23 protein-coding genes and 1 tRNA gene are annotated in these 23,797 nt (G+C 71.0%); 12 read left to right on the top strand and 12 right to left on the bottom strand.

Annotated elements, in window-relative coordinates; genetic code table 11:
- Positions 1-92: 92 nt before the first annotated feature.
- The 3 genes from NRP21_RS08555 (at position 93) to NRP21_RS08545 (ending at position 3,902) form a co-directional block, all read left to right on the top strand.
- Positions 93-2,396 (top strand): bifunctional salicylyl-CoA 5-hydroxylase/oxidoreductase, encoded by a 2,304-nt coding sequence (locus NRP21_RS08555; RefSeq protein ID WP_257715758.1) that lies wholly within the window; start codon positions 93-95, stop codon positions 2,394-2,396.
- Positions 2,397-2,466: 70 nt separating this feature from the next.
- On the top strand, positions 2,467-2,868 hold the full coding sequence (locus tag NRP21_RS08550) for a YsnF/AvaK domain-containing protein (protein WP_257715757.1): 402 nt from the start codon (positions 2,467-2,469) through the stop codon (positions 2,866-2,868).
- A gap of 47 nt (positions 2,869-2,915) precedes the next feature.
- Positions 2,916-3,902 carry a YsnF/AvaK domain-containing protein gene (locus NRP21_RS08545; protein ID WP_257715756.1) on the top strand — a complete coding sequence of 329 codons (987 nt, stop codon included), beginning with the start codon at positions 2,916-2,918 and terminating at the stop codon, positions 3,900-3,902.
- A gap of 50 nt (positions 3,903-3,952) precedes the next feature.
- Here the strand turns inward: NRP21_RS08545 and lpxB are convergent, their stop codons facing one another.
- The 3 genes from lpxB to hisI are packed head-to-tail and all read right to left on the bottom strand — an operon-like array spanning position 3,953 to position 6,359.
- On the bottom strand, positions 3,953-5,116 hold the full coding sequence (gene lpxB / locus NRP21_RS08540; RefSeq protein ID WP_257715755.1) for a lipid-A-disaccharide synthase: 1,164 nt from the start codon (positions 5,114-5,116) through the stop codon (positions 3,953-3,955).
- A gap of 40 nt (positions 5,117-5,156) precedes the next feature.
- Positions 5,157-5,831: a GOLPH3/VPS74 family protein gene (locus NRP21_RS08535; RefSeq protein WP_257715754.1), complete on the bottom strand. Its 675-nt coding sequence runs from the start codon at positions 5,829-5,831 to the stop codon at positions 5,157-5,159.
- 51 nt (positions 5,832-5,882) lie between these two features.
- Entirely contained in the window at positions 5,883-6,359 is a 477-nt protein-coding gene (gene hisI / locus NRP21_RS08530) for a phosphoribosyl-AMP cyclohydrolase (protein WP_257715753.1), read from the bottom strand.
- Between the two features lie 55 nt (positions 6,360-6,414).
- On the opposite strand from hisI, the gene NRP21_RS08525 reads away from it, so the two are divergent.
- The 3 genes from NRP21_RS08525 to NRP21_RS08515 all read left to right on the top strand — a co-directional run bounded on the left by NRP21_RS08525 (position 6,415) and on the right by NRP21_RS08515 (position 9,319).
- Entirely contained in the window at positions 6,415-6,903 is a 489-nt protein-coding gene (locus NRP21_RS08525) for a Fur family transcriptional regulator (protein WP_257715752.1), read from the top strand.
- A 138-nt stretch (positions 6,904-7,041) separates the two neighbouring features.
- Complete coding sequence (locus tag NRP21_RS08520) at positions 7,042-7,980, top strand: aldo/keto reductase (RefSeq protein WP_257715751.1); 939 nt, start codon at positions 7,042-7,044, stop codon at positions 7,978-7,980.
- A complete protein-coding gene (locus NRP21_RS08515) occupies positions 7,970-9,319 on the top strand; it encodes an NTP/NDP exchange transporter (RefSeq protein ID WP_257715750.1) in 1,350 nt (449 codons plus the stop codon). Before NRP21_RS08520 ends, NRP21_RS08515 begins: the two co-directional genes overlap by 11 nt.
- Before the next feature lie 30 nt (positions 9,320-9,349).
- Here NRP21_RS08515 and NRP21_RS08510 read toward each other — a convergent pair whose 3' ends face one another.
- The 6 genes from NRP21_RS08510 to NRP21_RS08485 are packed head-to-tail and all read right to left on the bottom strand — an operon-like array spanning position 9,350 to position 14,482.
- The gene (locus NRP21_RS08510) at positions 9,350-10,438 is read right to left on the bottom strand and encodes a glycosyltransferase family 61 protein (protein ID WP_257715749.1); all 1,089 of its coding nucleotides are present in this window, start codon (positions 10,436-10,438) and stop codon (positions 9,350-9,352) included.
- A gap of 44 nt (positions 10,439-10,482) precedes the next feature.
- Complete coding sequence (locus tag NRP21_RS08505; RefSeq protein WP_257715748.1) at positions 10,483-10,989, bottom strand: hypothetical protein; 507 nt, start codon at positions 10,987-10,989, stop codon at positions 10,483-10,485.
- A 13-nt stretch (positions 10,990-11,002) separates the two neighbouring features.
- Positions 11,003-12,199, bottom strand: a complete 1,197-nt coding sequence (gene metC, locus NRP21_RS08500) for a cystathionine beta-lyase (RefSeq protein WP_257715747.1) — start codon at positions 12,197-12,199, stop codon at positions 11,003-11,005.
- Positions 12,199-13,083 carry a sulfurtransferase gene (locus tag NRP21_RS08495; RefSeq protein ID WP_257715746.1) on the bottom strand — a complete coding sequence of 295 codons (885 nt, stop codon included), beginning with the start codon at positions 13,081-13,083 and terminating at the stop codon, positions 12,199-12,201. The genes metC and NRP21_RS08495 overlap by 1 nt, the downstream gene beginning before the upstream one ends.
- The gene (locus tag NRP21_RS08490; RefSeq protein WP_257715745.1) at positions 13,080-13,808 is read right to left on the bottom strand and encodes an alanyl-tRNA editing protein; all 729 of its coding nucleotides are present in this window, start codon (positions 13,806-13,808) and stop codon (positions 13,080-13,082) included. Before NRP21_RS08490 ends, NRP21_RS08495 begins: the two co-directional genes overlap by 4 nt.
- Positions 13,808-14,482: an NUDIX domain-containing protein gene (locus NRP21_RS08485; protein ID WP_257715744.1), complete on the bottom strand. Its 675-nt coding sequence runs from the start codon at positions 14,480-14,482 to the stop codon at positions 13,808-13,810. Before NRP21_RS08485 ends, NRP21_RS08490 begins: the two co-directional genes overlap by 1 nt.
- A gap of 146 nt (positions 14,483-14,628) precedes the next feature.
- On the opposite strand from NRP21_RS08485, the gene NRP21_RS08480 reads away from it, so the two are divergent.
- Positions 14,629-15,525: a DMT family transporter gene (locus NRP21_RS08480; RefSeq protein WP_257715743.1), complete on the top strand. Its 897-nt coding sequence runs from the start codon at positions 14,629-14,631 to the stop codon at positions 15,523-15,525.
- 34 nt (positions 15,526-15,559) lie between these two features.
- Here NRP21_RS08480 and NRP21_RS08475 read toward each other — a convergent pair whose 3' ends face one another.
- The 3 genes from NRP21_RS08475 to NRP21_RS08465 are packed head-to-tail and all read right to left on the bottom strand — an operon-like array spanning position 15,560 to position 18,331.
- Positions 15,560-16,246 (bottom strand): hypothetical protein, encoded by a 687-nt coding sequence (locus tag NRP21_RS08475; RefSeq protein ID WP_257715742.1) that lies wholly within the window; start codon positions 16,244-16,246, stop codon positions 15,560-15,562.
- 55 nt (positions 16,247-16,301) lie between these two features.
- On the bottom strand, positions 16,302-16,925 hold the full coding sequence (parA, locus tag NRP21_RS08470; RefSeq protein ID WP_308219872.1) for a ParA family partition ATPase: 624 nt from the start codon (positions 16,923-16,925) through the stop codon (positions 16,302-16,304).
- Between the two features lie 47 nt (positions 16,926-16,972).
- The gene (locus NRP21_RS08465; protein ID WP_257715741.1) at positions 16,973-18,331 is read right to left on the bottom strand and encodes an FAD/NAD(P)-binding protein; all 1,359 of its coding nucleotides are present in this window, start codon (positions 18,329-18,331) and stop codon (positions 16,973-16,975) included.
- A 3-nt stretch (positions 18,332-18,334) separates the two neighbouring features.
- Here NRP21_RS08465 and NRP21_RS08460 point away from each other — a divergent pair, with 3 nt between their 5' ends.
- The 5 genes from NRP21_RS08460 (at position 18,335) to clpX (ending at position 23,639) form a co-directional block, all read left to right on the top strand.
- Positions 18,335-19,840 carry an NAD(P)H-hydrate dehydratase gene (locus NRP21_RS08460; RefSeq protein ID WP_257715740.1) on the top strand — a complete coding sequence of 502 codons (1,506 nt, stop codon included), beginning with the start codon at positions 18,335-18,337 and terminating at the stop codon, positions 19,838-19,840.
- A gap of 26 nt (positions 19,841-19,866) precedes the next feature.
- Positions 19,867-19,950: transfer RNA gene (locus NRP21_RS08455), tRNA-Leu, on the top strand.
- A 46-nt stretch (positions 19,951-19,996) separates the two neighbouring features.
- The gene (gene tig, locus NRP21_RS08450; protein WP_257715739.1) at positions 19,997-21,340 is read left to right on the top strand and encodes a trigger factor; all 1,344 of its coding nucleotides are present in this window, start codon (positions 19,997-19,999) and stop codon (positions 21,338-21,340) included.
- A 195-nt stretch (positions 21,341-21,535) separates the two neighbouring features.
- Positions 21,536-22,213: an ATP-dependent Clp endopeptidase proteolytic subunit ClpP gene (clpP, locus tag NRP21_RS08445; protein WP_257715738.1), complete on the top strand. Its 678-nt coding sequence runs from the start codon at positions 21,536-21,538 to the stop codon at positions 22,211-22,213.
- A 169-nt stretch (positions 22,214-22,382) separates the two neighbouring features.
- A complete protein-coding gene (clpX, locus tag NRP21_RS08440; RefSeq protein ID WP_257715737.1) occupies positions 22,383-23,639 on the top strand; it encodes an ATP-dependent Clp protease ATP-binding subunit ClpX in 1,257 nt (418 codons plus the stop codon).
- Positions 23,640-23,797 lie beyond the last annotated feature (158 nt).

The raw sequence follows: 23,797 nt of genomic DNA, 5'->3' as shown, positions 1-23,797 counted from the left end.
TAAAATGTTTTCCGGTCGGCCCGCAAGCGTGTTGAAAGCCCCGTTGCTTGAAGCCTAAACTATCTGGGGTTCGGGTATCCAGGAGGCCTTCCATGCGGATCGCGATCATCGGCGGCGGACCGGCTGGGCTCTACTTCGCGATCCTGATGAAGCGGGACCGGCCGGATGCGCGGGTCACGGTGGTGGAGCGCAACCGGGCCGACGACACCTTCGGCTTCGGCGTGGTGTTCAGCGACCAGACCCTGGACACCTTTGAGAAGGCCGACCGCCCCTCCTACGAGGCCATCCGCGACGCCTTCGCATACTGGGACGACATCGAGATTCACGCCAAGGGCGCGGTGCACCGGATCGGCGGCAACGGGTTCTGCGGCTGCTCCCGGCGCACCCTCCTCTTGCTGCTGCAACAGCGCGCGCGGGAGCTTGGGGTGGAGCTGGAGTTCCAGCGCGACGTGACGCCGGCCGACTTCCCGGACGCGGACCTGATCGTGGCGGCGGACGGCATCAACAGCGCCGTGCGGAACAGCGACCTCGCGCATTTCGAGCCCTCGGTGGACCTGCGGCCGAACCGCTTCACCTGGATGGGCAGCACCCGGCCCTTCGACGCCTTCACGTTCTTCTTCAAGGAACGACCCGAGGGCATCTTCATCGCCCACTGCTACCAGTACGAGGCGGGGGCGAGCACCTGGGTTCTGGAGACGGACCCGGAAACCTTCGAGCGCGCCGGGCTTGAGGGCAAGAGCGAGGCGGAGAGCGCGGCCTTCCTTGAGGAGGTCTTCGCCGAGGAGCTGCAGGGCCACAAGCTGATCACCAACCGCTCCATGTGGCGGCAGTTCCCGATGATGCGCTGCAAGCGCTGGTCCAAGGGGAATGTGGTGCTGCTGGGCGATGCCAAGGCGACGGCGCATTTCTCTATCGGCTCCGGCACGAAGCTGGCGATGGAGGATGCCATCGCGCTGCACGGCGCCTTCATGAAGGGCGGGACGGTAGAGGAGGCGCTGCGGCGCTTCGAGACCGGGCGGCGCGAGGACGTGGAGAAGATCCAGCACGCGGCCGATGTCTCCCTGGTCTGGTTCGAGCACGTGGACCGCTTCTGGCACATGCCCGCGACACGCTTCGCCTTCGGGGTGATGACCCGCGCCAAGGCGATCACCTGGGACAACCTGGCGCTGCGCGCGCCGGAATTCGTGGAGGAGTCCCGGAAGCTTTTCGAGGAGGAAGTGCGCGCGGAGGGGCTTTCCCCGGCCGCCGGCGCGCCGCCGATGTTCCAGCCCTTCCGGCTGCGTGACATGATCGTGCCGAACCGCACGGTCGTCTCCGCCATGTGCCAGTATTCGGCGAAGGACGGCATGCCCGATGACTGGCACCTCATGCATTACGGCGCCCGCGCGACCGGTGGGGCGGGGCTGATTTTCACCGAGATGACCTGCGTCTCGCCCGAGGCGCGGATCACGCCGGGCTGCACGGGGCTGTGGAACGACGAGCAGGAGGCGGCCTGGAAGCGGATCGTCGATTTCTGCCACGCGCACGGGGCGGGGAAGATCGCCCTGCAACTCGGTCATGCCGGGCAGAAGGGCGCGACGAAGCTGATGTGGGAGGGAATGGACCAGCCGCTGGAGGAAGGCGCCTGGCCCATCGTCTCGGCCAGCGCGCTCCCCTACTTCCCCAACAGCCAGGTGCCGCGCGAGATCACCCGCGCGGAGATGGACAAGGTGCGTGAGGATTTCGTGGCGGCGGCGCGCAGGGGCGCGCGGGCGGGCTTCGACATGCTGGAGTTCCACTGTGCCCACGGCTACCTGATGGCCAGCTTCCTCTCCCCGCTGACGAACCACCGCACGGACGAGTACGGCGGCAGCCTGGAGAACCGGCTGCGCTACCCGCTGGAGGTGTACCGCGCCATCCGCGCCGTGTGGCCCTCCGACCGGCCGATGAGTGTGCGCGTCTCCGCCACCGACTGGGCCGAGGGCGGCGTGACGGATGAGGACACGGTGGCGATCGCCCGCGCCTTCGCGGAGGAGGGCTGCGACCTGCTGGACGTTTCCACCGGCCAGACGGTGGCGCGCAGCGCGCCCCAGTACGGGCGCATGTTCCAGGTGCCCTATGCCGACATGATCCGGAACGAGGCAAAGGTGGCCACCGTGGCCGTGGGCAGCATCACCAGCGCGGACCAGGTGAACACCATCCTGGCCGCGGGGCGCGCGGACCTGGTGGCGCTGGCGCGGCCGCATCTGGTGGACCCCTCCTTCACGATGGAGGCGGCGGCCCGGTACGGCGTGCGGACCTTCTGCCCGCCGCAGTACCGCTGGGGCCAGGAGGCGCTGCTGCGCAACGCGGCGCGGGAGGAGGCGGACCTCATGGAACTCCGCCGCAAGGCCCGGCCGAAGCGCCACGCCAGGTAACGGCCGGCCCGGTCCCGGCAACCCCTCCGCGACTCGGCCGTTTTTGCGCCGGGTCCACGATGAGGGTGACATGACGGACGAGGCCAGTGCCGAGACCGTGCTTCCCCTCGTCGAGGAAGCGCTCCGTATCGAGAAGCGCGCCGTGGAAACCGGGCGTGTCCGCGTCTCCCTCTCCACCGAGACGGTGGAGGAGGTGCTGCGGGAGACGCTCCGCACGCGCGAGGCCGAGGTGGAGCGCCGGCCGGTGGGACGGACGGTGACGGAAGTTCCCAAGGTCCGCCAGGACGGCAACGTCCTCATCATCCCCGTCGTCGAGGAGGTCCTCGTCGTCGAGAAGCGGCTCGTCCTCCGGGAGGAGATCCATCTCCGGCTGAGCGACACGGAGACAACCGTGGAGCGGCCGGCCACGCGGCGCGTGCAGCACGCCGTGGTGGAGCGCGTCCCACCCGCAGCCGATCCTGCGGAACGCTGAGCGTCCGTCTCGCTTCCAACGTCCCCAACTCGTCAAGGAGAGAACGCATGACCCGCACCATCACCGGTCTGTTTGACACGCGCGCCGAGGCCGATGCGGTGGCCGAGCACCTGCGCCAGCACGACGGCGTGAATCCCGCCAAGATCTCCGTGCACGGCGCCGGGACGACGGCCACAGCCACCGGCACCGCGGAGGATCGCGGCTTCTGGGCCTCGCTGCGTGACCTCTTCATCCCCGACGAGGATCGCTACGCCTATTCCGAGGGCATCCGCCGCGGCGGCTACGTCGTCTCCGCCGAGGTGGATGAGGGGCTGGTGGACCATGCCCTGGACGTCTTCGAGCAGCACGGCGCGGTGGACCTGGATTCCCGCGAGGCCGAGTGGCGTTCCGCCGGCTGGAGCGGCTACCAGGCCGATGACTCCGCGGGCACGGGCGTGCCGATGAACACCTCCGCCGCCGTGGGCGCGGCGATGATGGGCGGCACCTCCACGCCGGCCGTGGGCGGCACGCCGCTGCCTGTCGCCGGTGCGGCGACGACCGGGACCACGGGCACGGCGGGCATGGGCGGCACTGCCGCCGGCACCTCCGCCGCCGGCGCCATGGGGGCGTCGGACACGAGGGAGGAGCGCATCCCCGTCGTGGAGGAGCAGCTCCGCATTTCCAAGCGCGAGATGGATCGCGGTCGGGTCCGCGTCCGCTCCTACGTCGTCGAGACGCCCGTGAACGAGTCCGTGACGCTGCGCGACGAGCGCGTTCAGGTGGAGCGCCGCCCGGTGGACCTGCCGCTCTCGGCCGCCGATGACGCCTTCCGCGAGCGCACGATCGAGGCGGTGGAGCACACCGAGGAGGCCGTGGTCTCCAAGGAGGCGCGGGTGAAGGAAGAGTTGGTTATCCGCAAGCAGGTAGAGGAGCGCACGCAGAACGTCTCCGACACCGTGCGCCACACCGAGGTGGAGGTGGAGGACGACCGCAACGCCGGCGCGACCCTCGGCGGCACGACCGGGACGGGCAAGGGCCGCATGCCCGGCGTCTGATCCGGCCTGAAACAGGGAAGGGGGCCGTGGCCGATGCCGCGGCCCTTTCTCTATGCTAGCCCGGTGGTGTCCAGAACGGCCCGTGCCGCGGCCTCGCTGGGGCTGCCCCCGCCGGGCGCCGCCAGTTGCGACATGACGCGCGCGAAGCCCTCGCGCTGGGCGGCTGCCTCAGGGCCGTTCGCCAGCAGAGTTTCGAGTCCGGCGGCCAGCCGGTCCGGGCGGCAGTCCTGCTGGAGGTACTCTGGAATGACGGGGGCATCCGCCAGCAGGTTCACGATGCTGGCGTAGCGCACCTTGATCAGCCGCCGCACGATGGCGGCCGTGACCGGGTTTACCTTGTAGCCCACCACCATCGGCACGCCCGCCAGCGCCACCTCCAGCGAGGAGGTGCCGGACTTGATAAGGCCGACGGAAGCGGCGGCATAGGCGTCGTGCTTCTCCGCCACGTCGCGCACCAGGATCGGGCCGGGGGTCCAGCCGGCCGCGGCCGCGCGCACCGCCTCCTCCACGGGGCCAGCGAGCGGCACCACGGGGCGCAGGCCCGGCACGCGCGCGGAGAGAAGGCGCAGCGCCTCCCCGAAGATGGGCAGGAGGCGGCGGATCTCCGTGCGGCGGCTGCCGGGCATGACCAGCACCACGCGCTCCTCCGGCCGCAGCCCGTGGGCGGCGCGGAAGCGGGAGGCGTCTCCCCTGTCCGCGCCGCTCTCCAGCACGGGGTGGCCGACGAAGGTCACGGGGATGCCGGCACGCTCGAAAAAGGGCGGCTCGAAGGGCAGCAGGGCGAGGATGCGGTCCAGCCGGTGCGCCATCTCCTTCACCCGGCCCTGCCGCCAGGCCCAGACCTGGGGGGCGACGTAGTGGATCACCGGGATTCCCAGCGGCTTCACGCGCTTAGCCAGGCGCAGGGCGAAGCCGGGGCTGTCGATTGTGACCAGGGCGGCGGGGCGGCGGGCGGTGATGTCCGCCACGGTCTGATCCATGCGGCGGGCGAGGCTGCGGAGGTTGGGCAGCACCTCCAGCAGCCCCATCAGCGCCAGCTCCCGCATGGGGAAGAGGCTCTCCACGCCCTGCTCGGCCATGCGGGCGCCGCCGATGCCGGCGATGGCCAGGCCGGGCCGGAACTCCCGCAGGGCCGCGATCAGGCGGGCACCCAGCACGTCGCCGGAGGCCTCTCCGGCAACGAGATAGAGGAGGGGGGGAGGGTTCTCCGGCATGGCGGGCTGCATAAGCGGCCCGGACCGGCGGCGCGAGCCCTTACATGATCGGCGTGTAGCGGGCCATCTCGATGAAGATGTCGCGCACGGCGTTGCCGAGGGAGCGGCTGAGCTCCTCCAGATTGGCGACCTGCTGGATCCGGGGCTCGACCTCCTCGAGCGTCTCCTCGGACAGGATCAGCGGCAGCAGCCCGGCGGCGCGGCAGAGGCCGATGAGGAGCGAATCGCGCGGCTCGGGGATGTCGTCGTTGAAGATCACCCCCGTCAGGCGAGCCTTCACCTCGCGCTCCTCCTTGTCGGAGATCACGGGGTAGCGGCGCTCCGGGAAGATCCAGAGGAAGCGGCCTTGCTCCTCCCGCAGGATGCCTTGGGCGACAAGGCGCGCGAAAATGGCCTCCCGGTAGGTTTCGGCCTCGCGCCCCAGCGTCTCGATCCAGTAGCGGCTGTTATGGGGCACGCTGCCTTCCGCCTCGCTCGGGCCAGGATCGGCGGCGATGCGGGCGAGGACGGGATCGAGAATCGCATCGCCGGTCGGGGCGGCATCGGCCACGAAGAGGCGCTGCGGGTCCGTGTCGATCCGGTTGCGTAGCGCCAGCTCCGCCAGGATGGCGCCCGCTACCGCGTAGCCGGAAGCGGGGCCGGCCGTTTCATGCAGGCGGCCGCTCCGGTCGTCGAGCATCAGGAGGATCAGTTCCTCCGGCATGGTGAGCGGCATGCGGCATTCCTTCCGTGTGGCTGGAAGGGAAGCCTCTGCCGCACGAAGGCGTCAACGGGCCCCGCCGTAGAGAGCCGCCGGATCGGCCAGGACGGGTTCCAACGGGCGGACTTCTTCCCCGGACAGTCCCCAGGAGAAGCAGGAGCGGCGGCCGGTGTGGCAGGCCACGCCGTCCTGGTGGACGGTGGCGAGCAGCGCGTCGCCGTCGCAGTCCAGGCGCAGATCGATCAGGTGCTGCACCTGGCCGGAGGTCTCGCCCTTCCGCCACAAGCCCTTGCGGGAGCGGCTGTAGTAGGTGACCCGGCCTGTCCGAAGCGTCTCCTCCACCGCCTCCGCGTTCATCCAGGCGAGCATCAGCACCTCCCCGGTGCCGTGCGCCTGCGCGATGGCGGCGACGAGCCCGTTCGAGTCGGGCCGGAGGGCCCCGACGAAGCTGGAGCGGGCCTCCTGCGTGGGCGGGTTCCAGGCCGGCAGGTCGGCGGGGCGCGATGGGGCCCCTTCTGGGGCGCGGTTGGGCGGCGTGCTCATGGCGCCTATATAGGGCGTGCCGGCGCGGAAGACCCGCGCCGCACCCGAGGACCGGATGCCCCACGGCGACCACGACCACCACCACGCCCCTTCGGACCCGGCCGGCGCGCTGCGCGAGGCGGAGGCGGCCTGCCTACGCCGCGGCGCCCAGTTGACGCCGCTGCGGCGGCGGGTGCTGGAGATGGTGCTGGAGGCGCCACAGCCCGTCGGCGCCTATGCGCTGCTGGACCGGCTGCGGGCGGAGCGGCCGGGGGCCGCGCCGCCGACCGTGTACCGGGCGCTGGACTTCCTGATGGCCCAGGGGCTGATCCATCGGGTGGAGCGGCTGAACGCCTTCATTCCCTGCACCGATTCGGCGCACGGCCATGGGGAGGAGCATCCCCACCAGTTCCTCATTTGCCGGAACTGCGGCCGCACTTCGGAACTGTCGGACGACAGCGTGGCGGCGGCGGTGGCGGCCGCGGCGCGGGCGGCCGGGTTCCACCCTGCCAGGGCCACGGTGGAGGTGGAGGGCACCTGCGAGGCCTGCGCCGCAGCGGTCTGACCGCCGGCCCCTTCGCCCGGCGGAACAATGGCGGTTCCCCGGACCTTACATCCGCGCAACACTCCCTAACTGAATGGCCACGACGCCGTCCCGCGCCGCATCCAGCGGCGAAGGGGGCCCTTCCGGGGAGACGACGCCATGCATACCACCCGCCGCACGATCCTGACCGGCGTGGGGGCCGGCCTAGCCGCCACGGCGCTGCCCCGGGGCTCTGCGGCGCAAGGGGCTGCTCCGGGGGCTGCGATGGGAACCCTGGTCCGCAAGCCCATTCCCTCCTCGGGCGAGATGATCCCGGTGATCGGCCTCGGCTCCGCCCGGCGCTACGAGGAGGTGAAGCCCGGCGAGGACGTGGCGCCGCTGCGCGACACCTTCCGCCGCTTCCACGCGCTGGGCGGGACGGTGGTGGACACCGCACCATCCTACGGCCAGGCCGAGGCGATCATGGGCGGGCTGATGGACGACCTGAAGATCCGGCCCTCTCTCTTCGTCTGCACCAAGGTGGGGGTGGACAATATCGAGCAGGGGCGGGCGCAGATCGACGCCTCCTTTAAGGCGCTGCGGACGGACCGGATCGACCTGCTGGCCGTGCACAACCTGCGCGACATCACGAACGAACTGGCCTACCTGCGGGAACTGAAGCAGGCCGGCCGGATCCGCTACCTTGGCGCCACCACGAGCTTCGACCGGCAGTACGAGGCCTTCGAGGCCATGATGCGCCGGGAGCAGCTGGATTCCATCCAGATCGACTACGCGCTGGACAACCGGAACGCCGCCGAGCGCATCATCCCCTTGGCGAAGGAGCGGGGGATGGCCGTGTTCATCAACCTGCCCTTCGGCCGGGGCAGCGTGTTCCGCGCCACCCAGGGCAAGCCCCTGCCGGAATGGGCGGCTGAGATCGACGTGACGAGCTGGGCGCAGTTCATGTTGAAGTACCTCGTCAGCCACGAGGGGGTGACCTGCGCCGTGCCCGGCATGGCCCAGGCCCGCTACGTGGACGACAACCTTCGCGCCGCCCAGGGCCGGATGCCGGACGCGGCGATGCGCCGGCGGATGGAGCAGTACGTCGATGGCCTCTAAGGCCCCCGCCCTCCCGGAGCGGGGCGGGCTGCTCTACCAGGGACTGCGGCGGATCATCGATGTCCGCCCGGCGGAGGCGCGGGCCCTGGCCTGGTCCTGGCTCTACGTCTTCGCCCTGTTCCTGGCCTACTACGTGCTGCGGCCGATCCGGGACGAGCTAGGGGTCGCGGGCGGGGTGCGGAACCTGCCATGGCTCTTCACCGGCACGCTGCTGGCGATGCTCGCCGTGAACCCGCTCTTCGCCTACGCGGTGCGGAAATGGCCGAGGGAGCGGTTCATCGCCATCTCCTACCGCTTCTTCATGCTGAACCTGCTCGTCTTCATGCTTCTGCTGATGTTCGCAGGGCAGGAGGCGCATGTCTGGATCGGGCGGGCCTTCTTCATCTGGGTCTCGGTTTTCAACCTGTTCGTCGTCTCCGTTTTCTGGTCCTTCGTGGTGGACGTTTTCGACGCGGAGCAGGGGAAGCGCCTCTTCGGCTTCCTGGCGGCGGGCGCGACCGTGGGCGGGATCGCCGGATCGGGCCTGACCTCGGGTTTCGTGGAGAAGCTCGGGCAGAACTGGCTGCTGCTCGCCTCGATCGTGCTGCTGGAGGTGGCTGTCTTCGCCTCCCGGCACCTTTCGCGGATCAGCGACGCCTTCCAGCGGCCCGTGCAGGGCGGTGATCCGAACAAGGCCGTCGGCGGCGGCATTTTCGCGGGAATGACGCATACTTTCCGCTCGCCCTACCTGCTGGGGATCGCGTTCTTCATCCTGTTCTACTCCGTCACTTCTACCTTCCTGTACTTTCAGCAGGCGACGATCGCGGAGGCCAGTTTCCCGAACCGGGCGGCGCGCACGGCCTTCTTCGCCGACATCGACTTCTGGGTGAACGTGCTCACCCTGGTGTTCCAGCTCTTCCTCACGGGTCGGCTGATGGGTTGGCTGGGCGTCGCGATCACGCTCTGCGCACTGCCGCTGTTCAGCGTGGCGGGCTTCGCCGCGCTGGCGGCAGCGCCGAGCGTCACGGTGTTCGTGGCCGTGCAGGTGGTCCGGCGCGTCAGCAACTTCGCCCTGGCCCGCCCGACCCGGGAGGTCCTCTTCACCTCCGTGCCGCGCGAGGACCGGTACAAGGCGAAGAACTTCATCGACACCGTGGTCTATCGCGGCGGCGACCAGGTCGCGAGCTGGTCCTATGCCGGGCTTATCGCGCTGGGGCTGAGCATGACGGGGATCTCCATTGTCGCCGTGCCGCTCTCCGTCGCGTGGTTGGCACTGAGCTTCTGGCTGGGGCGGCGGCAGGAGCGGGCGGAACTGGCCGAGGCGGGGGCCGGAGCCTCTCCCCTGTCCCGGCCGGCCTGAGCGGGCGGCCGGCGCGCCGGAGCCTCGGCGTCAGAGGCCGAGGTGATCGCAGGCCGCGCGCAGGTCCTCCATGTCCACCACGAAGGGGCTGTTGTTGCTGTCCAGCTTCGTGGTGAAGGACTCCCCGAGCACCGTGGCGCCGCGGAGCTGCATCGGCGCGGCGTCCAGGATGGTGCGGTGGTAGTCCGGGGATGTCAGGCTGAGCACCCGCGCGCCCGGCGCGGAGAAGATCGTGTTGAACAGGGCGCCGCCATAGATCCCCGCGACGCAGTCAGCTCCGCGGAAGAGCGCGACCTGCTGCGCGAGCGCGAGATCATCCATGGCCAGCACCCCGAAGCCGCGCGCGGCGAGGAATTCCGCCACGGATTCCTCGTTGAGAAGCTTGCGAAACCAGGACTTGTCCCCCCGGCGGGTGACGAAGATGCGCTTCGGGCCCGGGGATGGGGGCGCGTCCGCCGATTGCAGGGAGGCCAGGACCGGGGCATGCCCGAGCATCGGCGCCGCCCCCAGATAGAGCCGGGCAGCGGCCACCGGGCGCTCGAACGGAGTGGGGCAGACCACTAGCTGCTCGGCGCCGACGCCGTAGAGGGCCAGAAGTCCTGCCAGCCGCTCCGCCGCGGCGCGGGAGACAAGGAGGCGCGGCCTGGGCTCGGGAAGCAGCAGCCAGTAGTGCAGCTTCGGCAGGACCTCGAGCATGAAGTGCGTGTAGTTGATGTCCGAAAGGTAGGTGAGGTGGAAGACCGGATCCTCGATCCGGCGGGCGGGAGGGGACCAGTGCTGGTCCGGGTAAATGGCACCGTCCCTCGGATGCGCCTTCATGAAGCGCAGCGCGTTGACGAGGGTGTTCGCGGAGGCGGTCGTCTCTCCGGATGAAGTGAAGCTCTCCAGCATCAGCGTGCCCGAGGCGGGCTCCAGCACCATCCCGCCGCCGATGACGACCACGTCGCTCAGCACCGCCAGCCGAAGAGCCGGCACGGAGCGGCGCTGCCATCTGACCTGGGCGGGTTGCCTGCGGTGGAAGATCGGGAAGGACGGGTGCTCGATCATGCGGCCTGGCGCGAGATCGAGGCAGGCACGGTCGGCCCAGGTCAGCCCGGCCAGGTCGTCGGCTGGGGGCAATTCTGCGATCGAGCAGGGGATTGCGGATTGCGGCAGGCCTTCCATCAGGGGCGAAAGCCCAAGGTGAAGGTTTCCGCGTCCAGGTAAGCCATGCCGTCCCATGGCGCGCCGGCGGGCCAGCGGCGGCCAGGGGAGAGGAGGGCGACCAGGGTCGTGCCGGAGGCATCCCCCTCCGCCGGCCAGCGGACCGAGGAGGGTAGGCCCGGCGGCTCGTCGGACTCGGTCAGCAGCGCGCGCAGCACGCGGTCCCGGTGCTGCTCGGCCGTTCCCGGGCCGATGATCAGGTCCAGCCCGGGATGGAGGCCGGCAGCGGCGGCCTTCAGCGGCACGTCGTCGGGCCCGGGCAGCCCGATCGAGAGGCCCTTCGCGATCAGCTGGCGGCGCAGCATCAGCAGGGCGCCGTGGCACGCCGCGGCGAAGGCGAGCCGCCCGGGTGCCGCGCGCAGGCCCGCCGGCAGGAGCGCGGCGAAGTAGTCGTCGAGGGCGGGCGCGCCGAAGCGCAGCTCCCCCGCCGTCACGGTCATGCCGTGGACGAGCTCGGGGAGCTTCACGTCGGCGGCCTTCCTATCGCGGCAGCCGGCCCAGCGCCTGGGTCAGGTCCGCGATCAGGTCCTCCGGGTCCTCCAGGCCAATATGGAGGCGGATGATCGGGCCGCCGAAGTCCTTCGGGTTCGTCACCGTTCGGCTGATCGAGGGCGCGGTGGGAAGGGCGAGGCTCTCGTAGCCGCCCCAGGAGGCGCCGATGCCGAAGAGCCGGAGCGCGTCCACCACCGTCTCGGCGTCCGCGTCCGAGTAGCGGGGCTGCAGCACCAGGCCGAAGAGCGAGCAGGTGCCGGAGAAGTCGCGCTGGAACAGCGCGTGCTGCGGGTGGGAGGGCAGGGCGGGGTGCAGCAGGCGCAGCACCTCCGGCTGCGTCTCCAGCCAGCGCGCGACCTGCAGCCCGTTCTCCGCCTGCTGGCGCAGCCGCACGGGCAGGGTGCGGAGGCCGCGCAGGCACAGCCAGCAGTCGTCGGGGCTGGCGAACTGGCCGAGCTGGCTCGAAGCGCCCTTCACTATCTGCCAGTCCTCGGGGTTATTCACCGTCACGCTGCCCAGCAGCACGTCGGAATGGCCGCCCGCATACTTGGTGAGGGCCTGGATGGAGACGTCCACGCCGTGCGCGAAGGGTTGGAAGGTGTGGAAGCCCCAGGTGTTGTCCATCAGCACCTTGGCGCCCGCCGCGCGGGCGGCGCTGGCGATGGCGGGGATGTCCTGCAGCTCGAAGGTGTGGCTGCCCGGGCTCTCGGTATAGACCACCTTCGTGTTCGGCCGGATCAGCGCGGCCATCCCCGCTTCGTCCACCATCGGGTCATAGTAGGTGGTCTCGATCCCGAAGCTCTTCATCAGCCCGTCCGCCAGATTGCGGACGGGGCCATAGACGCTGTCCGGCACCAGGCAGTGGTCGCCCGCCTTCAGGTAGGCGAAGAGCGGGACCATGCAGGCGGCAAGGCCGGTGCCGACGATCAGGGCGCGGGTGCCGCCCTCGATCTCCGCCACCATGTCCTCCAGCATGTGGTGGGTGGGGCCGCCGGCGGTGCCGTAGGTCAGCACCTGCTCGTAGCGCTGCTTCGCCGAGTTCTTGCGGGACTCGCAGTCCGGGAAGAGCACGGTGGAGCCGCGGTGGATGGGCGGGTTGACGAAGCCGTGCTCCTTCGCCCCCGCGCGCCCGTGATGGGACATGCGCGTGGAGAAGCCGAGGCCGGTGTCCTTCCTCGCGCTCATCAGGCGGTGGCCTTGGCGGCGTCGGCCGTCACCTTCGGTGTTTCCGGCCGCAGGCCCCACTCGGTCCAGGATCCGTCATAGACCGATCCCTCAGGCAGCCCAGCCTGGACGAGGCCGAGGGCGAGGACGGTGGCGGTGACGCCGGAGCCGCAGGAGAGGATCACGGGCTGCTCCCGCTCCACCCCGGCCTTCTCGAACCGGGCGAGGAGCTGGTCTGGCGGCAGCATCGTGCCGTCCGCGGCCAGCAGCTCGGTAAAGGGAATGTTGGCTGAGCCGGGGATATGGCCGGCGACGAGGCCGGGGCGAGGCTCCGGCGCGCTGCCCTGGAAGCGGCCGGCCGCGCGGGCGTCGAGGATCAGCGCCTCGCCGCCGCCCTGGCGGACGATGCGCTTGATGTCGCCGATGCCGCGCAGGCGATCGGCGCGGAAATCCGGGACGAAGGTTGCGGCGGTGGCGGGCGCGGCCTCGCCGGCTTCGGTCGGGCGGCCCTCCTTCTTCCACTTGGGCAGGCCGCCATCGAGGACGAAAGCCTTCTCGTGCCCCATCAGCCGCATCAGCCACCAGCCGCGCGCGGCGGCGCGGAGCCCGTGCGCCTGGTCGTAGAAGACCACGCGGCTCTCGTTGGAGATGCCGAGGTCGCCCGCAAGCTTCGCGAAGCGCGCGGGGGTGGGCACCATATGGGGCAGGGTGCTGTCTGGATCGGCGAAGAGGTCGATGTCGAAGAGACGCGCGCCGGGGATATGGGCCTCGGCGAAGCCGGCCTTCTTGTCGCCCGGCTCGCCGGGCAGCACCAGGGAGCAGTCCAGGACGACGAGGTCCGGCTTGCCGAGTTCCCCCGCTAGCCATTCGGTGAAGACGAGGGTGTTCTTTGCTTCGGTCGTCACTTGTCTTCCTCCACCAGCACGATGTGGATGCGCCGGTTCTGCTTGCCCTTGCTTTCCATCTTCGTCACCTCCACGCGCCCGATCTCGCCGGTGCGGCGGACATGGGTACCGCCGCAAGGCTGGAGGTCGATCGGCGCGTCCTCCGCGCCGATCCGCACGAGCCGGACCTGGCCCGCGCCGCGCGGAGGCTGGACGGAGAGGGTGCGGACGAGGCCGGGATTGGCGTCCAGCTCCGCCTCGGTGATCCAGCGCTCGCCGATCTCGTGGTCGCCAGCGATCAGCTCATTCAGCCTTTCCGTCACCCATTCCTTCGTGGGCGGCTCGGGCAGGTCGAAGTCCAGGCGGGACTTCTCGGCGCCGATCTGGTTACCCGTGGCGTAGATGCCCGGCATCGCCGCACAGAGAAGATGCAGCGTGGTGTGCATGCGCATGTGGCGGTGGCGCCGGTTCCAATCGAGCCGCGCCGTGACCTTCGCACCGGCGGGCGGGATCGCGGTGCCCGGGGCCGGGAGGTGCAAGGCGGACCCGTCCGGACCCTTCACCGTGTCCGCAACGGTCATCTCGCCGCCATCCCATACCAGGGTGCCGGTGTCCCCTGGCTGGCCGCCGGCGCGGGGGTAGAAGACGCTGGAATCGAGGATTACCCCGGCCTCGGAGCTTTCCAGCACGGTGGCCGGGTTCTCCGCGGTGTAGGCGTTCTCGCGGAACAGGGGCTGGGTCTGCATCAGCGGGTCCATTCGTCGCGCAGCCGCGCGTGGTTCACCTGGAGCCAGAGGAGGGCCAGGGCTGTTGGGGCGTTGCGGATGCGGTTCTCGGCCACCATCGCGAAGGCCTCGGCAGCGTCCACCACCAGCACGGCCGTCTCCTCCTCCTCGCTGGCCAGGCCGCCCGTCGCGGCGGGGCCTCCCTCAAGCGAGACGCAGGCGAGGTGGAAGTGCACGCGCTCATCCGCGTAGCCCTGGTGGAGCATGAAGGTGCCAATCTGTTCCATCCGGCTGGAGGAAAGGCCGGCCTCCTCCTCCAGTTCCCGCCTGGCGGTCTCCGGCACGCTCTCGCCGGGCTCAACCAGGCCCGCGGGCAGCTCGATCATGCGCGGCTCCTCGCCGGCGGCGAGGGCGGGGAGGCGGAACTGCTCGATCAGGGCGATGCGGTCGCTCACGGGGTCCCAGGGCAGGATCATCGTGGCCTCGCCGCGGCGTGCCAGCTCCCAGGTGAGGGGGCCGGAGAGGGTTCCATCCCGCCGGCGGTAGCGGAACCGGACGCGCTGCAGCGGGAAGCGGCCGTGCCACACCACCTCGTCCGATTCGGGCTGGTAGAGCGGGTGGGGTGGTACCGGCGGGGCCGTCTTCGGCCGTTCGAGGGGCCGTTCAGGGGCGGCCGGGGCGTCACTCTCGGTCATGCGGGCGGTCATGCGGCGCGGAGGCTACAGCGGATCGGCGGCGGGCGAAATCACCCCGGCGCGGGCTTGCCCCGGGGGCTCGGGAACGGGAAGAGAGCGCCGGCCGCCCGGCGGCCCGGTGGAGGCCCGCCCTGGAACAGCGCCCGATGACACCTGCCCCCTCGGCGCGCACCACGCGGCTACGGGCGATCCTTTGTGTCACTGGCTCGGCCGGCTTCTTCGCCCTGGCCGCCGCGGCGGTGAAGGCGCTGCAGGGGGCGGTCCCGTTGGCGGAGACGGTTTTCTTCCGCAACGCCCTGACCCTGCCTGTCCTCCTGCTGCTGGCGCACCTGACCGCGCCGGGCGGGTTGCGGCGCGCGCTGCGGACCCGCCACCCGCGCCGACACCTCGAACGATTGGTGGGCGGGCTGGTGGGGATGTTCGGCTCCTTCTACGGCTATGTGCACCTGCCGCTGGCGACGGTGACGGCGCTGAATTTCACGATGCCGCTCTTCCTCGTCCTGCTCTCCGTGCTGCTGCTGCGGGAGAGAGTGGGGATGGGGCGGGTGGCGGTGATCCTCGCCGGGTTCCTCGGGGTATTATTGATGGTGCAGCCGGGCGGCGGGGGCGGGCTGCATCCCGGCGCTGTGGCGGGGGTGCTGGCGGCTGCGCTGGGTTGGGCCTATGCCATGGTGTCCATTCGCCAGATGGGTGAGGCCGGGGAGCCAGGGATCACGATCGTGCTCTGGTTCGCCATAGGGGCCGCCCTCGTCTCCGGAATAATGGCGGTTCCGGGTTGGGTGACGCCCACGCCGTGGCAGTGGGGGATGCTGCTTGTCGTGGGGCTCGTCTCCGTCGTGGCCCAACTTCTGATGACGGCGGCCTATCGCGCGGCCGAGACGACGCTGCTGGCGCCCTTCGAGTACTCCGCCATCCTCTGGACGACCGCACTGGGCGTGCTCTTCTGGAGCGAGGTGCCGGACGGATGGGACCTCGCGGGGTTCGTGCTCCTGGTGGGTGCCGGGCTCGCGATATGGCGGATGGAACTGTCGGAGAAAGGCTGAAGGCGGCCGCCGGCGCCGCCGTCCTGTGTCCCGACTAAACGTGGTGGGGCGGCTCCTCAGCACTGCCGATGCTCATGGCGCCACCCAGGCCGATGCCCCCGCCCAGGGCCATGCCGCCGCCGGCCTCCATCCCGCCGCCTCCGGACCGGCCTTCGCCGCCCCGCTGATCCCCCTTGTCCCGCCCGCCGGAGCCGGATGGCCGTGCCGGGCCCTGCATGGGGATCTGCAGGCCCTCCGGGATGGGATCGAGGTCCAGCGCCTCCCGGATGAAGTCGCGAAGCGCGACGACGAGCTCATGCGTGTGGACGGGCTTGCCCGCCACCAACTCCCGCGCGGCGCGCTCGGCGAGGCGGACGTGCTCCTCCGTGCCAAGGAGGAAGATGTCGGACAAGGATGCCTCCACCGCGTCCCGGATGCGGCGGGCGCGGTCGGAGCCCATCTTCTCGAGGTCGATAGACTCCCCGGCCTCGTCCTCCCCGCGCAGGTCGCGCCGGTGCCGGGGATCGACGGAGAGGTCGCCGGTGAAGGAGCCGCCGAGGGTCTTATAGGCTGCGATCAGCGCCCGCAGGCGCTCGTTGATCTGGCGGTTCATGCGCTCCCGGCGCCGCTGGACCGTGGACATCACCAGCAGGCGGATGCCGACGCCAATGATGGTGACGAGCGCGAGGCCCAGCAGCGTGCCGAGCAGGCCCTGCCACGATGTCAGGTCGATGTTCCGCAAGACTGCTCCTCCGCTTCAGGCCGCTGCCTCAACGCGGCCGGGGAGGGATGGTCCCTCAGGCCGCCTCGCGCCGGATCGCCTCCGCCAGGGCCCGTGCCTCCGTCGCGGCCTGGCCCCGGGGCGCGGATTCCACCACGCCCAGCCCCTCCGCGAAGGCGGCGGCGAACGCGGTGCGGTTGCCGAAAGGGGCGGGCAGGAGGGGCAGCTTCCGCTCGGCCAAAGCGGCCGCCACCTCCTGGGCGGCCCGGCCCTGGGCGGGGACGCGGTTGAGCATCAGCGCCACCGCCTTCCGCTCGGATGCCGCGACCTCCAGCGTGGCCTCCATCGCCCAGACATCGGGCATGGAGGGCTGCAGGGGGATGAGGACAAGATCGGCGGCGCGCATGGCCAGGCGGCTATCCGTGTCGGCGTGAGGCGGGGTGTCGAGGATGAGGAAGTCCGCCTCCTTCCCCAGCCGGGCGACGGCCTGTGGCACGCGCCATCCCGCCCCGCTCTCGAAGGCCATGGGTGATGCACCCCCCGGGCGCAGCCCGTGCCAGCGGGTCAGGGTGGCCTGGGGGTCCGTATCGGCCAGGGCCACGCGGGCGCCGGCCTCCGCCAGCGCCACGGCGAGGTTGGCTGCCACGGTGGACTTGCCCGCCCCGCCCTTGCGCTGCGCTACCGCCACCACGAAGGCCATGGTCCGACCCCTGCCGATTCCCGGAAGAGGTTAGACCGGATCGGGCCCTAGCCCGCCAGCGCGGCGTTCAGGCGCGGGACCAGGGCGGCGGCCTGGGCGCGGATTTCCGGGACAGCGGTGATCTCGAACCGGGCCCCGGGTGCGCAGGGGCCAATGGCGGTGAGGCTGGCGGATCCGGCGCCGGCCGTGTCCAGCACGGCGTCCGTGTCCGGGTCGGTGTCCAACCCGAGGGCGAGGGGGTCCAGCCGGGCCCGGCCCTGGCGGATCAGCGGCGCGAGCAGGGGATCGGCGGCCCAGGCACGGCCGGGGCCTGGACCGGTGCAGAGGATGACGTGGTCGGCGGCCTCCGCGCGGGTCGCCTCGCCCGACGGGTGGAGAAGGGCCAGGACGCGGCCGTCCGGCGCCGCCTCGCAGCCACCGAAGGAGGCGGCCTCCATGGTGAGCTGCCCCTTCTCCTGCATGGCCCGGATGATGGCGCCGCTCGCGGCCGGCATGCGGTGCCGGTGGATGTTCCAGGCCGAGAGGGCGCGGCGCATGAAGATGCGGCGGGCGGGGAGGGGCAGGCCCCGCCAGAGCGCGGGAACCTCCTTCCGCACGGAATCCAGCACGGCCTGCCAAGGGATGCCCGCCTCGATGGCGCGCGCTCCCTCCGCGCGCAGCCAGTGCATGAGGTCCGAGGCGCGGCCGGTTTTGGGCGGGGGCGAGAGAACCCAGGGCGCGGCCGCGGGCGGCGCGTGCTCCAGCGGGAAGCGGCCATGGCGGGAGACGACGCGGATGGGCCCGCGATGGCCGGCGGCGTGAAGGCTCATCAGCGCGTCCACGGCGGTGAGGCCGCTGCCGACGAGCAGGAGAGACGCATCCGCGGGCAGGTTCGCCGTCGCCTCCGCGCCGCGAAGGGCGAGGGGAACGGCCGGGGACGGGGCGTGGCCGATCGCGAGGACGCAAAGGCGGGCCGTCCACGTCGCCCCCCCCGAGGTGATCCGCCAGCCTTCCGGCACTTCCTCCAGCGCCGTCGCGCGGTCCCGGTGGATGGCGAGGCGGGCGCCCGCTTCGGCCGAGGTGGCGGCGCGGAGGTTCTCCTCCACGTAGTCGCCGTAGAACATGCGCTGGGCGAAGCGCCGGGCCACCGGGAGCGTTTCCTGCCCGGTCGGGGCGGGGGCGCCGTTCGCCTCCAGCCAGGCCGTGAAATGGTCGGGTTGGTCGGGGAGCAGGCTCATCGCGCCGGCTGGGGCATTGAGGATGTGGTTCGGGTCCGGCGTCGAGTAGGCAAGGCCGCGCCCGGGCGGCGGGCCGGACTCGAACAGGGCGATGGACCGGCCGGAAGGAAGGGCGCGTTGCAGCAGCACGGCAAGAAGGGCGCCGCTCAGGCCTCCTCCGAGAATGGCGACATCGATGTGGGAATCCATGGGATGAGGCTAGGGGCGCCGGGGTTCCCGGGAAAGGGACGGAGCTTCCTGCCACTCGATCTTCTCACCCCGGTTGCCATGGCGCGGGCCGACGCGGCCTCCTCCGTGCCGGTCGGGTCGCTGATGCTGGCCGCCGGGCGGGCCGTGGCGCGGGCGGCGATGCGGCGCGTCCGGCCCTGCCGGACGCTGGTCCTGGCCGGGCCCGGCAACAATGGTGGGGATGGCTACGTGGCCGCGCGGCTGCTGGCCGAGGCGGGATGGCCCGTCGCGGTGGCTGCCCTAGCACCGCCCCGGCCGGGAGGGCCGGCGGAAGAGGCGGCCCTCCGCTGGCGCGGGCCGGTCGTGCCGCTCCGCCCGGAGGAGGCGGCGCGGGCAGGGCTGGTGGTGGACGCGCTGCTGGGCGCCGCGCCCGCCCGGCCCTTGCCGGAGGCAGCCGTGGCGGCGCTGCGCGCGGCCGGCGGGCCGGTCCTGGCCGTGGACGTGCCGAGCGGGCTGGATGGCGGGACGGGGCAGCCGGTCGGGGAAGTCGTCGGCGCGGCGCTGACCGTCACCTTTGCCCGGCTGAAGCCCGGGCACCTGCTGATGCCCGGGCGGCTCCTCTGTGGGGATCTGCACCTGGCGGATATCGGCCTGCCGGAAGAGGCCCTGGCCGCGGCCCGGGCGGGGGAGGAGGCGCGGAGCTTCCGCAACGCGCCGGGCCTCTGGCAGCTGCCCGGGCAGGACCCGGCCGGCCACAAGTACCGGCGCGGGCACCTGGTTGTGGCGGGCGGGGCCATGCCGGGGGCGGCGCGGCTGGCGGCGGCGGCGGCGCGCCGGGCCGGGGCGGGGCTGGTGACGCTGGCCGCGACAGCGCCCGAGGCGGCGGCAGCCTTCCGGGCGGGGGAGCCGGGGGCGATCGTAGCCGGGCCGCCGGTGGAACCCCTGTTGGAGGATCCGAAGCGCGGCACCTGGGTGATCGGGCCCGGGCTGGCGCCCGACGAGATGACGCGGGGCATGCTGAGGGGCGCGGTGGCCGCCGGGCGGGTGGTGGTGGCGGATGCCGGGGCGCTGGGCGCCTTCGCGGGGGAGCCGGAAGGGCTGCGCGGCGTGGCAGCGCTGACGCCGCACGAGGGAGAGTTCGCCCGCCTCTTCGGGCCGGTGGGGCCGGACCGCCTCGCTGCCGCCCGGTGCGCGGCTGCGCGGCTGGGGGCGGTGCTGGTGCTGAAGGGGCCGGACACGGTGGTGGCGGCGCCGGACGGGCGGGCCGCGGTGAACCACAACGCCCCGCCAAGCCTGGCCACGGCCGGGACGGGGGACGTGTTGGCCGGGATTCTCGGGGGGCTGCTGGCTGGCGGCATGCCGCCCTTCGAGGCGGCCTGCGCGGCCGTCTGGCTGCAGGGAGAGGCGGCCCCGGAAGGGCCCGGGGTGGTGGCAGAAGACGTGGTGGCGGGCATTCCGGACGCCCTGCGGAAAGCGGCCGATCGCGAGTCGGTACGCGGACCGCTTGGAAAGGCGGGCTCCATAGGGTAGAGGCGCGCAATTCGGCGCCGCGCGATGCGGGCGTGGTGGAATGGCAGACACGCTGGATTTAGGTTCCAGTGGCGCAAGCCGTGGGGGTTCAAGTCCCTCCGCCCGCACCAAACGGCCCGGCGCCGACCTGAACGATCTTGATGTGGAACTGAGCGAATGCAGGTGACGGAGCTCTCGGCCGAGGGGCTGAAGCGGTCCTTCTCGGTGGTGGTGCCGGCGGCGGAGATCGAGGCGACGCGCGACAAGCGGCTCGCCGCGCTGGGCCGCGACCTGCGGATCCCGGGCTTCCGGCCGGGCAAGGTGCCGATGTCCGTGGTGAAGAAGCGCTATGGCACGGCCGTGACGGGCGAGGTGCTGGAGGAGCAGGTGCAGACCGCGACCCGCGACCTGCTGACCGAGCGCGGCCTGCGCCCGGCCCTGCAGCCGAAGGTGGAGCTGGTCGGCGACTTCGGCGAGGGCAAGGACCTGGCCTTCAACATCGAGATGGAGGTCCTGCCGGAGATCCCGATGCCGGACTTCTCCGGGATCGAGGTGGAGCGCCCCCGCGCCGAGGTCTCCGACGAGGAGGTCCAGAAGGCAGCGGACGGCCTGGCCGCGCGCAACGCCAAGCTTGAGGACGTGGCCGAGGAGCGCCCGGCCGCCAAGGGCGACATCGTCGTGTCCGACTTCGTCGGCCGGCTGGTCGAGGGTGACGGCGACGACGCGACAGTCGGCGAGCCCTTCCCGGGCGGCACGGCCAACGACATGCCGATCGAGGTCGGTGGCGAGGGCTTCATCCCCGGCTTCACCGAGGGGCTGGAGGGCATCCGCCCCGGCGAGACCCGCAAGGTTCGCGTGAGCTTCCCCGAGGGCTACGGCTCGGCCGAGCTGGCGGGCAAGCCTGCGGAGTTCGAGATCACGGCCAAGGCGCTGAAGACCCGCGCCGCGGCCCCGGCCGACGACGAATTCGCCAAGTCCCTGGGCCTGGAGAGCGCCGAGAAGCTGCGCGAGGAGCTCCGGAATTCCATCCAGGGCGAGTATGACGGCCTGACCCGCCTGCGGGTGAAGCGCGCGCTGCTGGACCAGCTGGCGGACCGCGCCGACTTCGCCGTGCCGGAGGGCATGGTGGAGGCCGAGTTCGGCCAGATCTGGCAGCGCGTGGAGGAGGACCGCAAGGCGGGCCGCCTGGACGCCGAGGACGCCGGCAAGGACGAGGACACCCTGCGCGCCGAGTACCGGAAAATCGCCGAGCGGCGCATCCGGCTAGGCCTGCTGCTCTCCGAGATCGGGCGGACGAACAACATCCAGGTCGGCCAGGACGAGCTGTTCCAGGCCATGCGCCGGGAGGCCGGCCGCTATCCCGGGCAGGAGAAGCAGGTCTTCGAGTTCTTCCAGAAGAATCCGCAGGCGCTGGAGAACCTGCGCGCCCCGATCTTCGAGGAGAAGGTCGTGGACTTCATGCTGGAACTGGCCAAGGTGACGGACAAGACCGTGACCGTTGAGGAGCTGCAGGCCGCCTGAGGCCTGCCGTTCCCATATCCCTGATCCAGGGCGGCTGAATCCCGGGCCGCCCCCCTTTCCGAGGGGGGCGGCTTGCCCCATCTTGGAGGGATATTGCCGGCAGAGGGGGCCGGAGGGGTACCGCGGCATGGCCGGGCACCCATCCGGGCAGTGCCATCGGGGACGCGCTTCTCCGCCGGCGGGGAAGGACAAGCCATGACCCGTTCCGTGTTCGTCGATCGCGACCCGATTGATGTCTACAACAACTCGCTGGTCCCGATGGTCGTCGAGCAGACGGCCCGCGGCGAGCGCGCCTTCGACATCTACTCCCGCCTCCTGAAGGAGCGGATCATCTTCCTGACGGGGCAGGTCTTCGACCAGGTCTCGTCCCTGATCTGCGCCCAGCTTCTGTTCCTGGAGAGCGAGAACCCCAACAAGGACATCGCCTTCTACATCAACAGCCCGGGCGGCGTCGTCTCGGCCGGCCTCGCGATGTACGACACGATGCAGTACATCCGCTCTCCCGTCTCCACCGTTTGCCTGGGCATGGCCGCCTCCATGGGCTCCCTGCTGCTGACGGCCGGCGAAAAGGGCAAGCGCTTCGCCCTGCCGAACAGCCGGATCATGGTCCACCAGCCCTCCGGCGGTGCCCAGGGCCAGGCGACGGACATCGAAATCCAGGCCCGCGAGATCCTGGACCTGCGCAAGCGCCTGAACCAGATCTACGTGCACCACACCGGCCAGCCGGTGGAGGAGATCGAGCGCAAGCTGGAGCGCGACACCTACATGTCCGCCGAGGAGGCCCAGGCCTTCGGGCTGATCGATCAGGTGGTGGCGAAGCTGCCGGCCGGGGCCGCCGTGGCCACGCCGGCGGTGGAGGGGCCGCGCGCCTGATGGGCACGGGGCTGGCCGGACCCGCTGCGGGGGAACCCTCGGTCAGGGGTCCGGTAGCCTGCCTGTCACAAATTCCGGCCCAACCTTCCCCCGATGGGGGAGGGGGGCTATCTTGCCTTCTTGACGCCCCGGATGGGCCGTTGTGCCCGGCCAGGGGCGAGGAGCGCGCATGAGCAAGTCCGGCGATTCCAAGAACACCCTCTACTGCTCGTTCTGCGGCAAGTCGCAGCACGAGGTCCGCAAGCTTATCGCCGGCCCGACGGTGTTCATCTGCGACGAATGCGTCGAGCTGTGCATGGACATCATCCGCGAGGAGCACAAGACGCACCTCGTGAAGTCCCGGGACGGGGTTCCGACGCCCAAGGAGATCTGCAAGGTCCTCGATGACTACGTCATCGGGCAGGAGCACGCGAAGAAGGTGCTCTCCGTGGCCGTGCACAACCACTACAAGCGGCTGGCGCACGGCGCCAAGACCGGCGAGGTGGAGATCGCCAAGAGCAACATCATGCTCGTGGGCCCCACCGGCTCGGGCAAGACTCTGCTGGCCCAGACCCTGGCCCGCATCCTCGATGTGCCCTTCACCATGGCGGACGCGACCACGCTGACCGAGGCCGGCTACGTGGGCGAGGATGTGGAGAACATCATCCTCAAGCTGCTCCAGGCCGCGGACTATAACGTGGAGCGGGCGCAGCGCGGCATCGTCTATATCGACGAGGTGGATAAGATCAGCCGCAAGTCGGACAACCCCTCGATCACGCGCGACGTGTCGGGCGAGGGCGTCCAGCAGGCGCTGCTGAAGATCATGGAGGGCACGGTGGCCTCCGTCCCGCCCCAGGGCGGCCGGAAGCACCCCCAGCAGGAGTTCCTGCAGGTGGACACCTCCAACATCCTCTTCATCGTGGGCGGCGCCTTCGCGGGGCTGGAGAAGATTATTGCGGCCAAGGGCAAGGGCACGGCGATCGGCTTCGGCGCGGACGTGAAGGGGCCGGACGAGCGCCGCCAGGGCGCCATCCTGCGCGAGGTGGAGCCGGAGGACCTGCTGAAGTTTGGGCTTATACCCGAGTTCATCGGCCGCCTGCCCGTGATCGCGACGCTGGAAGACCTGGACGAGAAGGCGCTGATCGAGATCCTCACCAAGCCGAAGAACGCGCTACTGAAGCAGTACCAGCGCCTCTTCGAGATGGAAGGGACGAAGCTCACCTTCACGGAGGACGCGCTGAAGTCGGTGGCCACCCGCGCCATCCAGCGCAAGACCGGCGCCCGCGGGCTGCGCTCCATCATGGAGGGCATCCTGCTCTCCACCATGTTCGACCTGCCCGGGCTGGACGAGGTGGAGGAGGTGGTCGTGAACAAGGAGGTGGCCGAGAACCGGGCCCAGCCCTTGTTCATCTACGGTGAACGCCCGGCGGAGCAGACTAGCGCCTGAGCCGGGCGGCCTGGCCCCACTTCCCGTCCTGGGAAGGGGGACTGAGGCATTTATATTGCATAGCCCCATATGCCCGGGGCGCCTCTCCGCCGTTGTGGGAAAGGCGCCCCGGCACCACATAGGGTTCATTCCCGTGGCGACGGGGGCGTGCCCGATCG

This window comes from Roseomonas populi, assembly GCF_024594815.1.
Lineage (GTDB): Bacteria > Pseudomonadota > Alphaproteobacteria > Acetobacterales > Acetobacteraceae > Roseomonas > Roseomonas populi.
The sequence above is the reverse complement of the archived record's forward strand: the minus strand, read 5'-3'. Positions and strand labels throughout refer to the sequence as shown.

Coding starts and splice junctions, on each gene's coding strand:
- NRP21_RS08555 (WP_257715758.1), top strand. CDS start 93: ATGCGGATCGCGATCATCGGCGGCGGACCGGCTGGGCTCTACTTCGCG.
- NRP21_RS08550 (WP_257715757.1), top strand. CDS start 2,467: ATGACGGACGAGGCCAGTGCCGAGACCGTGCTTCCCCTCGTCGAGGAA.
- NRP21_RS08545 (WP_257715756.1), top strand. CDS start 2,916: ATGACCCGCACCATCACCGGTCTGTTTGACACGCGCGCCGAGGCCGAT.
- lpxB (WP_257715755.1), bottom strand. CDS start 5,116: ATGCCGGAGAACCCTCCCCCCCTCCTCTATCTCGTTGCCGGAGAGGCC.
- NRP21_RS08535 (WP_257715754.1), bottom strand. CDS start 5,831: ATGCCGCTCACCATGCCGGAGGAACTGATCCTCCTGATGCTCGACGAC.
- hisI (WP_257715753.1), bottom strand. CDS start 6,359: ATGAGCACGCCGCCCAACCGCGCCCCAGAAGGGGCCCCATCGCGCCCC.
- NRP21_RS08525 (WP_257715752.1), top strand. CDS start 6,415: ATGCCCCACGGCGACCACGACCACCACCACGCCCCTTCGGACCCGGCC.
- NRP21_RS08520 (WP_257715751.1), top strand. CDS start 7,042: ATGCATACCACCCGCCGCACGATCCTGACCGGCGTGGGGGCCGGCCTA.
- NRP21_RS08515 (WP_257715750.1), top strand. CDS start 7,970: ATGGCCTCTAAGGCCCCCGCCCTCCCGGAGCGGGGCGGGCTGCTCTAC.
- metC (WP_257715747.1), bottom strand. CDS start 12,199: ATGAGCGCGAGGAAGGACACCGGCCTCGGCTTCTCCACGCGCATGTCC.
- NRP21_RS08490 (WP_257715745.1), bottom strand. CDS start 13,808: ATGCAGACCCAGCCCCTGTTCCGCGAGAACGCCTACACCGCGGAGAAC.
- NRP21_RS08485 (WP_257715744.1), bottom strand. CDS start 14,482: ATGACCGAGAGTGACGCCCCGGCCGCCCCTGAACGGCCCCTCGAACGG.
- NRP21_RS08480 (WP_257715743.1), top strand. CDS start 14,629: ATGACACCTGCCCCCTCGGCGCGCACCACGCGGCTACGGGCGATCCTT.
- parA (WP_308219872.1), bottom strand. CDS start 16,925: ATGGCCTTCGTGGTGGCGGTAGCGCAGCGCAAGGGCGGGGCGGGCAAG.
- NRP21_RS08465 (WP_257715741.1), bottom strand. CDS start 18,331: ATGGATTCCCACATCGATGTCGCCATTCTCGGAGGAGGCCTGAGCGGC.
- NRP21_RS08460 (WP_257715740.1), top strand. CDS start 18,335: ATGAGGCTAGGGGCGCCGGGGTTCCCGGGAAAGGGACGGAGCTTCCTG.
- tig (WP_257715739.1), top strand. CDS start 19,997: ATGCAGGTGACGGAGCTCTCGGCCGAGGGGCTGAAGCGGTCCTTCTCG.
- clpP (WP_257715738.1), top strand. CDS start 21,536: ATGACCCGTTCCGTGTTCGTCGATCGCGACCCGATTGATGTCTACAAC.
- clpX (WP_257715737.1), top strand. CDS start 22,383: ATGAGCAAGTCCGGCGATTCCAAGAACACCCTCTACTGCTCGTTCTGC.